This window comes from Bradyrhizobium sp. USDA 4532 (genome assembly GCF_024171315.1).
GTDB classification, from domain to species: domain Bacteria; phylum Pseudomonadota; class Alphaproteobacteria; order Rhizobiales; family Xanthobacteraceae; genus Bradyrhizobium; species Bradyrhizobium australafricanum.
This window is the reverse complement of sequence record NZ_JALJZN010000001.1, coordinates 275325-286792: the sequence shown is the minus strand read 5'-3', so window position 1 is coordinate 286792 and position 11468 is coordinate 275325. Positions and strand designations below refer to the sequence as shown.

The window sequence follows — 11468 nt, the reverse complement described above, 5'->3', positions numbered from 1 at the left end:
ACGGCGGTGACGAGATGGGGCTCTTCCGCTTCTTTGGTGTAGTTTCGGTGAATTCTGCAACCGGCAGTCGGCGCCCGGCCCTAAAGCGCGACGTGATTTGGGTTGAATCGTCATCGCGCTTTAGCTCTTTGTTTGAGCATGATCTTTTCGGAAAACCGCTTCGCACTTTTCCGGATCATGCATTAGCGCAGCACCGGCATCTTAACGGATCCGCACCAGCTCCAGGTCGAAGTCGCCGGTGACGGCGGTCTCGATCTGGCAGCGCGAGAGTCCGATATCGCGCAACGCCCGGTCATCGAGCTGGCGCAGCGTCTTGATCGCCTCGCGGCGCACCCAATAGGTCGCGAGCGCATCGCCCCGCACTCGGAGCAATCGGAGCAATCCGCCCAATGTACTAGGCCGCGCGGGCGCTGCGGCGGCTGAGGATATCGCTGACATTGTCATCTCCTTCGCTGCCCATAGACAAAGCTACGCCGTTGACGCAAATGCTGTTTCAGCGCCTGCGCCGCCGGGACCTCGGATTGCTTGCGCACTCCTCGGTGCAATCATGGGCTTGTTCCCTCTTAAATGATCCGGTACATTGCTCGGAGCAAGTAAAACATTGCTCTCGGTGCAATAATGTCGAGGTTCGAATATCTGAAGCTGGCGGATGCGGTGGCCGCCGAGATCGCCAGCGGCGCGCTGAAGGCGGGCGACCGGCTGCCGCCGCAGCGTCATTTCGCCTATGACCGCAACATCGCCGTCTCGACGGCGAGCCGGGTCTACACCGAACTGTTGCGGCGCGGGTTGGTGGTCGGTGAAGTCGGCCGCGGCACTTTCGTGTCCGGCGAGGCACGCCGCGGCATCACGGCCCCGACCGAGCCGCGCGGCGCCCGCATCGACCTTGAGTTCAACTATCCGCTGCTGCCGCACCAGGCGACGATGATCGCCAAGAGCCTCGAAGGACTGGAGCGGCCCGAGGTGCTCGAGGGCGCGCTGCGGCCGGCGACCAGCTTTGGCACGCGGGCGGCACGCACCATCTCGTCGGAATTTCTGGCGCGCAAGACCTGGACGCCAAATCCCGACCAGATCGTGTTCACCGCCAATGGCCGGCAATGCATCGCCGCCGCGCTCGCCGCCGTGGTGCCGCCCGGCGGACGCTGCGGCGTCGAGGCGCTGACCTACCCGTTCGTCAAGGGCATCGCGGCGCGGCTCGGCATCTCGCTGGTGCCGCTCGCGATGGACGAACATGGCGTGCGACCGGATGCGGTGCAGAAGGCGCATCGCGAGGCGCACCTGTCCGCGATCTACGTCCAGCCCACGATCCAGAACCCGCTCAGCATCACCATGCCGCCCGAGCGCCGCGCCGAGCTGTTGCGCGTGGTGGAGAAGCTCGGCCTCGTCGTCATCGAGGACGGCGTCTACGGATTCCTCGATGATGAGGCGCCGCTCGCCGCGCTCGCGCCCGACAGCTGCATCGTGCTCGACAGCCTGTCGAAGAAGGTCGCGCCGGGCCTCGCGCTCGGCTTCATCGTGTCGCCGCCGCGGCTGCGCGAGAGCATCATGGCCGCGGTGCGCTCGGGTGGCTGGACCGCGTCGGGCTACGCTTTCGCCGCGGGGCAGCGGCTGATGGCCGACGGCACCGCCGCCGAATTGTCACGGCTGAAGCGGATCGATGCCGGCCGCCGCCAGCTTCTGGCGGCCAAGCATCTGGCCGATTTCGAAATCCAGACCAATCCGAAGTCCTATCATCTCTGGCTGACCTTGCCGCCGCATTGGCGCTCGCAGACCCTGGTCGCGGCCGCGGCGCGCCGCGACATCGCGCTGACGCCGTCGACGACCTTTGCCGCCACGCCGGGGCACGCGCCCAATGCGGTGCGGCTCGCGCTCGCCGCACCGCCGATGGAGCAACTCGACCTCGGCCTGCGGACACTGGCGGGAATGCTGAGCGCGACCGAAGAGGATTTTGACTCGACGGAGTGACATCGCACGTTCACTCCGAAGCGGCGCGGCAGTCCAGAATTGGATGCGAGCGGCACTCGCGATCGCGGCACTCGCGGCGGCCTATTTCCAGTGATCCGAGCGCCGGAGCATCAAAAGCCACAGGCCGCATACGTCTTTCTCACGAGACGAAAATGCGCGCCCTCGGCTACGAAGTCCACATCCATGCACTGGTTACCTTTGCGATACTCCCCGATCACGCTGCACTGCAGATATTCGAGGTTTATCCGCCAGCGCTTTTCTTGCGGCGAGTAGGTTGCAAAGTCGTGCTGCGCGACCGGCGTTCCCCTGCAGATTCCGGCAACGTATCGCCGCACGTCGGGCGGCAGATTGTCGACGTGATTGGGATCAAGCGGATCATGTTTGTTGCCCACGCTGCCCTTGGAAAGAGCCGGCGGGATGCTCAGGAGCACAAGGCACAGAGCCAAAAATGGAGTCCGGATTGTCATCTGACGCTCCAGCCAAAAGCAAATCCGTCGCCGAGTTTACAGCGCGTTGCTTACAACCCGCTTACAGTCCGGCCGCGCGAACCGCTTCACCGATTGCGAACCGCCTTCGGCAGCAGCGCATCGGGCAATTGATCGAAGCTGTAGCGCCGCGGCCGATTGCGCGTGACGAAACCGCCGACCTGCCAGGTGAACAGCGCCGCAAAGCCGACCAGGAACAGCGCCCCCATCCAGTTCGAGGTCAGCAGCGCCGTCAGCAGCAATCCGATCATTGCCACCGCAAGGCAGGCCAGCAGCGCCAGCGCGGCGGTATACGTCTTCGGTCCGAGGCCTCCGACCAGCCTGGCGTTGCTGCCCGCCGCCTGCATCCGGCGATGCAGCTCGACGATGAAGTCGCGGTAGAGATGGCCCTGCGGCGCCACCAGCGTCGCGGTCTGCCAGGTGGTCGAGAGGATCGCGATCCGCCCGCCCTTGGCGTTGTCGATGTCGGCGCGAAACCGCTGCTGCTGCATCGAGACCGGGCGATAGGACAGTTTCACCGCGGAGATGTCGGCATAGTCCCACACGCCCGACCGGCCGGCGATCCGCCACGCCAGCCCGTCCTCGGTCAGCTCGAACTGGTGCGCCGAGCCGATCAATGAGGCCTTGTAGGCATAGCGCAGCGGCGAGCCCTCGCCTGCCTCCGATCGATCCTGCAACGTTGTTGGCAAGCCGCCGTTCCACCCGTCCAAATCCATCCACGCGCTTGCGCGGGACGTCACGGCTATCCTACAAGCGAGCCATGCCTGAGACGACCTATTTTCCGCGCTACCTCATCCTCGGCGGCGCGATGATATCCGGCGTGCTGCTGGCGCTTGCCGTGCACATGCTCGGCGCGCGTTATGGGCTCGATCTCGGCGGCCTGTGGCGCTCCGACAGCCACGAGTTCATGCCGGCGGGCGCCGCGATTGCGTGGTGGCTGATCGCGACCGTCGGATTTTCGGGCGGCTACTTCACCGCCAATCTGATGCACAGCGCGGTGGCCGGCCAGATCCCGCAGCGGATGCGTAACTTCCTGATCGTCGTCGGCGTGCTGATGCTGGCCGGTGCCGGCCAGGCCGCGTCGGCGCCGAGCACGGTCTCGACCATATCCGCCGTGCTCGCCGGCCTTGCCGCCCTGTGCCTCGGCGCAGTGATGGCGTTCTGTGGCGCCTATTTTGTTCTGCGCAAGAGCTGAGCTAGCCCTCCAACTCAGGCGACCGACCGTTCCGGCGTCCTGCGCAACATCTTGGCGACGTCGGCTGCCGGCCGCGGCGGGCTGAACAGATAGCCCTGCGCCTGCGTGCAGCCCTCCCGACGCAGCAGGTCGAACTGGGTATCGGTCTCGACCCCTTCGGCTGTCGTAACGATGCCGAGGCTCTTGCCGAGGCCGGTGACCGCGCGCACGATCGCCATCGAGTCCTCGCGTGTCGCAAGGTCGGTGACGAAGGACCGGTCGATCTTGATCTTGTCGAACGGGAAGCTGCGCAGATAGCTCAGCGAGGAATAGCCGGTGCCGAAATCGTCCAGCGAGATGCGGACGCCGAAGCCGCGCAGCTCATGCAGCACCGCGAGCGTCGCCTCGCTGTTCTGCAGCAGCACCGATTCGGTGATCTCGAGCTCAAGCCGGTCCGCCGACAGGCCCGATGCTTCCAGCGCCGCCTTCACCGACGACACCAGGTTCGGGTTCTTGAACTGCACCGGCGAGAGATTGACGGCAACCGCGACGGCCTCGGGCCAGCCCGCGGCATCCGCGCAGGCCTTGCGCAACACGATCTCGCCAAGCGGAACGATCAGCCCGGTTTCCTCGGCGACAGGAATGAAATTGTTCGGCGCGATCAGGCCACGCAGCGAATGGTTCCAGCGCGCCAGCGCCTCGAAGGCGACGATCCGATCGCCCGCGACATCGCGGATCGGCTGGTAGTAGACCTCGAACTCGTCATGCTCGAGCGCAAGCCGCAGGTCGCGCTCCAGCAGGCGGCGCGCCTGCGCACGCGCATCCATCCCGGTCTCGAAGAAGCGATAGGTGCCGCGGCCGTCGGCCTTGGCGCGGTACAGCGCGAGATCGGCCTTTTGCAGCAATTCGTCGGGATCCTTGCCGTCTTCGGGCGCGAGCGAGATGCCGATGCTGACGCCGATCACGAGCTGATGGCCGCCGATCTCGTAGGGCGCAGCGATCCGCTCGACCACGAGACTTGCCAGCGACGACACGACGGACGGCTCGCAATTGCTGCAGAACTGCACGATGGCGAATTCGTCGCCGCCAAGCCGCGCCACGGTGTCGTGCTCGGTGACGCATTCGCCCAGCCGGCGCGCGACTTCGCGCAGCAGCGCGTCGCCGATCGGATGTCCGAGCGTGTCGTTGATTTCCTTGAAATGATCGAGATCGAGACAGAGCACGGCCAGCTGGTCGGAACGCTTGGCCAGTCTCGAGGCCTTCTCGAGCTGCTCGCGGAACAGCGTCCGGTTCGGCAAATTGGTCAGCGCGTCATGCCGCGCCATGTGCGAAATCTGTTCCTGGGCCTGCTGCCATTCGGTGATGTCCTCGAAGGTCGCAACCCAGCCGCCGCCCTTCATCGGCTGGTCGACGACACGGATCGCGCGCTCGTTGCGGCTGACGATCCGCGTCGCGCTGTGGCCGGCCTTTGCCTCGGCGACGAGAGCATTGCAGAACTCCTCGGGATCGCCGTCCCACTCGCCGATGGAATGGAGGTCCTGCAGGACATCGATCAGCAGGCGTCCCTGCAGCGGTATGCGACTGCGCCCCATCATCTCGCTGTAGCGCTCGTTGAACAGCATGATGCGGCCGTCGGCATCGAACATGCACAGCCCCTGCGACATGTTCTCGAGCGCGGTATCGAGCACCACCTTCTGCTTGTGAAGTTCGGTCTTGGCGCGACGGTCGAGGATCGAGGCGATCAGCGAGAGGCCGAGGATCGCGAAGGCCGCAACGGCGGTCATGAACGAGAGCACGCGCGGCGAGACCGTAAGTCCGCCGGAAACGATGGTCGGATCCGGGACGAGCGTCACCGCGCCCATCGCGGTGAAATGATGCGAGACGATCGCGACGGTCAGAAGACCGGTCGCGGCGGCGGTGGTGCCGAAACGTTCGCCACGGGTGGCAACGACGAGCGCGAGCGCGCCGAACAGGCTTCCGAACGTCATCGACGAGGCGACGATGCCCGGCGACCAGACGATGCGCGCGGGCAGCTCCAGCCCGAGCATGCCGGTGTAATGCATCGCCGCGACACCGGCGCCGACGATCGCGCCACCGGCCGCAACCGTCTGCCAGCGTCCATCGAGCGTGGCGACGGCCAATCCGACCGCCAGGATCGCAACCGCGAGCACCAGCGACAGCAGCGTGATGGGAATGTTGTACCCGGCCTCGATGCCGGGATCGTACGCCAGCATGGCAACGAAATGGGTGGCCCAGATACCGCAACCGCCGACCGCCGCATCGAGGCCGATCCAGATCTCGCGGGCCCGCCCCTGCGCAGCGCGGGCACGGTGAAACAGGCTGATCGCGACGGCGCTGGCGAGTAGGCAGATCACCCCGCCGAGGACGACCAACCGCCAGTCATGTTCCAAAGTGAGACAGGTCAGAACGCGATACATATAGCCCCCTTTATGGACCTATAAGAACAGACGCATTCGTGTAGGAACGGTAACCGCACCGCAGCAAGGTTCCACGCATGGTGAAGAAGCCTTGAATGCAGGCGATCGGGTCAGGGCAACGCGGAGATGCCTCGCTGCGGTTCGTCTCAGCGCCGAGTCTGTGACGATGCGCCGATCCAGATCAGCGCAGCCGCCGCCAGCAACACGCCGGCGGAGATGACGAGGGCCGCATGCAGGCCGGTGATGAAGGCCGCGGACCGGCTGACCATCGAGCCGAACAGCGCGACACCGAGCACGCTGCCGGTCTGCCGGGTCGCGTTCAACACCCCGGCCGCGATGCCGGCATGCTGCGGCTCGGCACTGCCGAGCAGCGCCGATGTCAGGGGCGGCACCAGCAGGCCGAGGCCGCCGCTCATGGCCAGCAATTGCAGGCAGATCGCGAGGAAGCTGGTGCCGGGGCCGATGAACAGCATCGCAAGACATCCGGTGGCGGAGAGAGCGGCGCCGAGCGCGATTGTCGCCGGCGCGCCGATCCGCTCCGCGACATGCGGTGCGATCAGGTTGGCGGGCAGCACGGCGCCGAGCATCGGCACGAACGCGAGGCCAGTGGCGAACGCCGACAGCCCGTTGACCTGCTGGAAGTAGAGGCTGAGCACGAAGATCAGGCCGTAGAACGCGACATTGACCAGGAGGCCGACCAGCGAGGTCAGGGCAAACATCCGGTGGCGGAACAGCGAGAGCGGCAGCATCGGCTGCGGCGCGCGCGCCTCACGCCAGACGAACAGCACGGCGAAGACGGCGGCGAGAGCGAAGCCCGCGACCACGAACGGGCTGCCCCAGCCGAGTGCGCCGCCTTCGATCAGCGCGCCGGCCAGCGTGCCGAGCGCGGCGATCGCCGCGACCTGACCCGGCAGATCGAGCCGGTGTTGCTGATGACGCGTGGTTTCGCTGGCAAAGCGCCAGGCGAGCCACAAGCCGGCGAGGCCGATCGGCAGGTTGACCAGAAAGATCGCGCGCCAGCCGACCAGCGCGATCAGTCCGCCGCCGACGAACGGGCCGGCGGTCAGCGCGAGGCTCGCGCCCGCGGCCCAGACACCGACCGCGCGTCCCCGCGCCTTCTCGTCTTCATAGGCATGGCGGAGCAGCGCCAGCGAGTTCGGCACCAGGATGGCCGCGGCCAGCCCCTGAACGCAGCGGGCGGCGATCAGCGTCGCCGCATCAGGCGCGACCGCGCAGGCAACCGATGCCGCGGTGAAGATCGCAAACCCGGCCATGAAGATGCGCTTGGCGCCGATCCGGTCGCCGAGCGCGCCCGCGGTCAGGATGAAGGCCGCAAAGGCAATCGTGTAGGCGCTGACCACCCATTGCAGTTCGGCAACGCCGCCGCCGAGCGAGGCGCCGATCGCGTTGAGCGCCGTGTTGACGATGGTGACGTCGAGCTGCACGACGCCATAGCCGAGACTCATCGCGGCGAGCGTCAACGTCGCCGCGAGCCCGCTCGTTTGCTGATGCGACGTTGCGCGGCGGTCCGGCATGTGCCGGACGTTCAGGGATGTCTGTTGCATGGTCTTGTCCTTGCTCTCGGCAACCAATGCGAGACATAGGCCTTCGTTTCGCCGCAACACTTCGCCACGGATCGAAGTGTGAAATCGCGTGCCTGGCCGATCTGTCCGACGGCGGCCCGCTTGCGCGGCGTTTTGCCTCAATAGACCTACGGACCGCCCTCGCGCGGCTCACCGGCCCGAGCGCAGGGCGCATCATGCGCATGCGCGCGCCGACTTCACACTTTGGTAAACGTCACAGCCGGCTCAGCCGTCCCCATGCTGACGCATATCGTCCATTCGCCTCGCGCCAATGAACCCGCATCGACGCCGGGACGGCCGCAAAATCGGCAAAAAAGCCGGCGAAACCGCCTGAAACGGCGGAACATGCAGTGGCCCCATCGCGGTCCTGCGACTCACATTCCGCAGAGCGAGAACATATGTAGCCAATATGACAATGACGCTGGACGAGGGCCGAAGGTTGGCTTGTCAAGGGCTGCACAACGCATCGGTTTTGCCTTATGGGTCATCGCGTACGGTGCGTTTGCCCGTCACCCGTCGCCGTCCGTGATCGGGTCCCACTGAAATTTGCCGCCCCGCCGGGAGGATGAATGCTTCGGCTGCTGACCACGCTCGGGCGTGGTTTCAAGGAAAAGATCGGCTGGAAACGGCTCGGGATCGCCGCGAGTGTGTTGATCATCGCGTTCGCGATCACGTCGCTTGTTCACACCCTGAAGGGCGTCGATACCGGCATCATTCTCACCGCGCTCACCAACATCGCGCCGCACCGGATCGCGCTGGCGGCGCTCTGCGTGGTCGGCGCGTTCTGCACGCTGACCTTCTACGACTTCTTCGCGCTGCGCACGATCGGCAAGATCCATGTCCCCTACCGCATCGCAGCGCTGTCGAGCTTCACGAGCTACACGATCGGCCACAATATCGGCGCCACGGTGTTTACCGGCGGCGCGATCCGCTTCCGGATCTATTCCGATTATGGCCTCTCCGCGATCGACGTCGCCAAGATCTGCTTTCTGTCGGGCCTGACCTTCTGGCTCGGCAATTTGTTCGTGCTCGGCTTCGGCATGGCCTGGCACCCGGCGGCGGCGTCGGCGATGGACCTGCTGCCGCCGGCGATGAACCGGCTGATCGCGCTCGGCTGCCTTGCCGGCATCGGCGCCTATTTCGTCTGGCTCCTGACCGGCGAGAAGCGCCGCGAGCTCGGCCAGAACGGCTGGAAGGTGGTGCTGCCCTCGGCCAAGCTGACGCTGCTGCAGATCCTGATCGGCGTGGTCGATCTCGGTTTCTGCGCGCTCGCAATGTACCTGCTGATGCCGACCGAGCCGCATATCGACTTCGTCTCGCTGGCGGTCGTGTTCATCCTGGCGACGCTGCTCGGCTTCGCCAGCCACGCCCCCGGCTCGATCGGCGTGTTCGATGCCGCGATGCTGGTGGCGCTGCCGGAGTTCAGCAAGGAACAATTGCTGGCGACGCTGGTCGTGTTCCGCATCCTCTACTTCCTGATCCCGTTCGGGATTTCGATCTCGATCATGGGCATGCGCGAGCTCTGGCTCAACGTGGTGCAGCCCTGGCAAGAGCGGAAACGACTAAGCCAAGCCTGCACGGCTTCGGCGACCGTGCGGCAACCGATCGAAAGCCGGCAGCAGCGGGTCAGGCAGCTGAAACGGTAACGGACCACGTGATCCGCCCTTGTGCGGGCCCCTCGATCCCGGATTTTCGATCCTCGCGGCCGCTTCTCTTATTTTCGCCGTACCGCTCGCGTCAAACCGCGCCATGATTGGCTTTTTGGTTCGATTTTCGTTTCGGGTGACGGTCTGCAGCGTGCTGCTCGGCAGCGCGCTGGCCGCGGTCTTCGCATCGGCCGCGGACGCGCAGGACAACCAGCTGCAGATCTCCTGGGAGGTCCGCAACCGCTTCCGCCTGTTCCGCGAGGAACGCGACTTCCGCCTGCATGTCGAAAGCGGGCTTGGCCGCACCGTGCTGGCCTCGGAACAGACGCTGGAACTGCAAAGCGACGGCCGCGGCTGGGCGCGCAACACCGTGAACCGGCTCTGCATCGACCTGCAGGGCCGCGTCAGCGAGCCCTGCACGCGCGACAACGTCAAGGAAAGCTATCTGACGCCGATCGATCATCCGATCGTCGTGCGGCTCACCGGCCCGGTTCCGGTCGGCGCGACCTGTGCCTGGTCGTTCGACGACGGCGACGGGCCGCAATCCTCGACATTCGATTGCGCCGAGCCGATCAACCTGCGCGTCCGCTACGGCCGCACCACGGTCGCGACCGTCGACGTCGCAAGCGGCTCGGACGCCAACCAGCGTGTGGCGACGCAGATCGAGGTGCGCGACCTGCTGATCGCGGGCCTCGGCGACAGCATCGCATCCGGTGAGGGCAATCCCGACCGCGCGATTGCGCTCTCCGACGAGGGCTTCTGCTTCCGCTCCTATCTCGGCGGGGCGCAATATTACCGGCCGAGCCGCGCCGGCTACAAAGGCGGCCGCGCCTGCGAAGCACCGGACACCCTGACCAACTGGCAACGCCAGAGCGCGCTGTGGCTCAACTCGGCCTGTCACCGGTCGCTGTACAGCTACCAGACCCGCACCGCGCTCGCGCTCGCCGTGCAATATCCGCACATCGCGGTGACCTATCTGCCGCTGGCCTGCACCGGCGCCAGCATCGCCGACGGCCTGCTCGGCTCGCAGCAGGCGCGGGAATGCCTGCCGACGAAGACAGCCAACACCTGCTCGGGCACCGTCAACGGCCAGATCGCGGAGCTGCGCACGGCACTCGCCGCCGCCAAGCGCCGTCAGCCCGACCGCACCCTCGACCTCGTGCTGCTGTCGATCGGCGCCAACGACATCTACTTCTCCGGCCTCGTCGCCAACGTGATCGTCGACACGCCGACCGAGCGCACGCTGTTCAGCCGCGGCGGCTCGATGGCCAGCGTCGACGATGCCCGTTCGGCGCTGGCGCGCGACCTGCCGGCCGATTTTGCCAAGCTGCGCGACGCGCTGAAGCCGCTGGTCGGCGGCGATCTCTCGCACGTGATCTACACGGCCTATGCCAATCCGGCGCTGGCCAATGGCGGCGCGCCCTGCCCCGGCGGCCGCGCCGGCTTCGAGATCCATCCCTCGTTCAACGCGGATCCCAACCGCCTCGCGTCGGTCTCGAGCTTCGTGCAGAACGAGTTCCTGCCGCAGCTCAAGGCGATCGCGCAGTGCCAGTCCGGCATCATCTGCCGCAATCCGCAGGCCGACCGCATGACCTTCGTCGATGCGCATCAGGACGCGTTTGCGAGCCATGGCTTCTGCGCACGCGCCTCGACCGATCCGGAATTCGACCGCGACTGCTTTGCCGCCAATGGCGACAGCTTCGTGTCGGACATCGTCGCCGCCGCCAACCAGCCGCTCAAATGCGGCCGCAGCGCCGGCGAATACCGCGCCTACCTGCCGCGCGCGCGCTGGATCCGCGACGCCAATGACAGCTACTTCACGGCGATGACCTACCCGCAGGGCCTGCCGTCCTCGATGCAGCCAAGCGACATCCACGACGCGACATGGGGCATCCTGTCGGCGGTGTATGGCGGCGCGGTGCATCCGAGCGCCGAAGGCCATGCGGCGATGGCCGATGCCGCGGTCCCCGCGGCCGCCACCGTGCTGCAGTTGAACACCGCTGTGCCCGAGGTGATTACCGAGCCGGTCGCGCCACTGCCGATGCCGATTGCACCGACGGGACAGCGCTGAACGCTCACGCTGCCACGCAAGAGCGGAGCATGAGCGTGCGCAGATCGGAGCGTTAGAGAGAAGTGCTAAAGCATGATCCGGAAAAGTGCGAAGCGGTTTTCCGAAAAGA

General features: G+C 66.1%; 9 protein-coding genes. 4 read left to right on the top strand and 5 right to left on the bottom strand.

Translation table 11 applies throughout. From position 1 onward, the window contains the following. Positions 1–201: 201 nt before the first annotated feature. On the bottom strand, positions 202–363 hold the full coding sequence (locus J2R76_RS01225) for a DUF1127 domain-containing protein (RefSeq protein ID WP_253625981.1): 162 nt from the start codon (positions 361–363) through the stop codon (positions 202–204). A gap of 255 nt (positions 364–618) precedes the next feature. Between J2R76_RS01225 and J2R76_RS01220 the strand changes: the two genes are divergently transcribed. Beyond that, positions 619–1962, top strand: coding sequence for a PLP-dependent aminotransferase family protein (locus J2R76_RS01220; protein ID WP_253623673.1), 1344 nt, complete (start codon positions 619–621; stop codon positions 1960–1962). A 110-nt stretch (positions 1963–2072) separates the two neighbouring features. Here J2R76_RS01220 and J2R76_RS01215 read toward each other — a convergent pair whose 3' ends face one another. Further along, positions 2073–2429: a hypothetical protein gene (locus J2R76_RS01215; RefSeq protein WP_253623672.1), complete on the bottom strand. Its 357-nt coding sequence runs from the start codon at positions 2427–2429 to the stop codon at positions 2073–2075. An 86-nt stretch (positions 2430–2515) separates the two neighbouring features. Next, positions 2516–3163 carry a hypothetical protein gene (locus J2R76_RS01210; protein WP_375166473.1) on the bottom strand — a complete coding sequence of 216 codons (648 nt, stop codon included), beginning with the start codon at positions 3161–3163 and terminating at the stop codon, positions 2516–2518. A gap of 44 nt (positions 3164–3207) precedes the next feature. Here J2R76_RS01210 and J2R76_RS01205 point away from each other — a divergent pair, with 44 nt between their 5' ends. Beyond that, on the top strand, positions 3208–3642 hold the full coding sequence (locus J2R76_RS01205; protein WP_253623670.1) for a hypothetical protein: 435 nt from the start codon (positions 3208–3210) through the stop codon (positions 3640–3642). Between the two features lie 14 nt (positions 3643–3656). Here the strand turns inward: J2R76_RS01205 and J2R76_RS01200 are convergent, their stop codons facing one another. Together J2R76_RS01200 and J2R76_RS01195 are read right to left on the bottom strand one after the other, a co-directional pair. Continuing rightward, positions 3657–6059: an EAL domain-containing protein gene (locus J2R76_RS01200; protein WP_253623669.1), complete on the bottom strand. Its 2403-nt coding sequence runs from the start codon at positions 6057–6059 to the stop codon at positions 3657–3659. 146 nt (positions 6060–6205) lie between these two features. After that, the gene (locus tag J2R76_RS01195) at positions 6206–7624 is read right to left on the bottom strand and encodes an MFS transporter (protein WP_375166472.1); all 1419 of its coding nucleotides are present in this window, start codon (positions 7622–7624) and stop codon (positions 6206–6208) included. 587 nt (positions 7625–8211) lie between these two features. Here J2R76_RS01195 and J2R76_RS01190 point away from each other — a divergent pair. Beyond that, positions 8212–9288, top strand: coding sequence for a YbhN family protein (locus tag J2R76_RS01190; protein ID WP_028337716.1), 1077 nt, complete (start codon positions 8212–8214; stop codon positions 9286–9288). Between the two features lie 103 nt (positions 9289–9391). After that, the gene (locus tag J2R76_RS01185; protein ID WP_375166471.1) at positions 9392–11359 is read left to right on the top strand and encodes a hypothetical protein; all 1968 of its coding nucleotides are present in this window, start codon (positions 9392–9394) and stop codon (positions 11357–11359) included. Positions 11360–11468 lie beyond the last annotated feature (109 nt).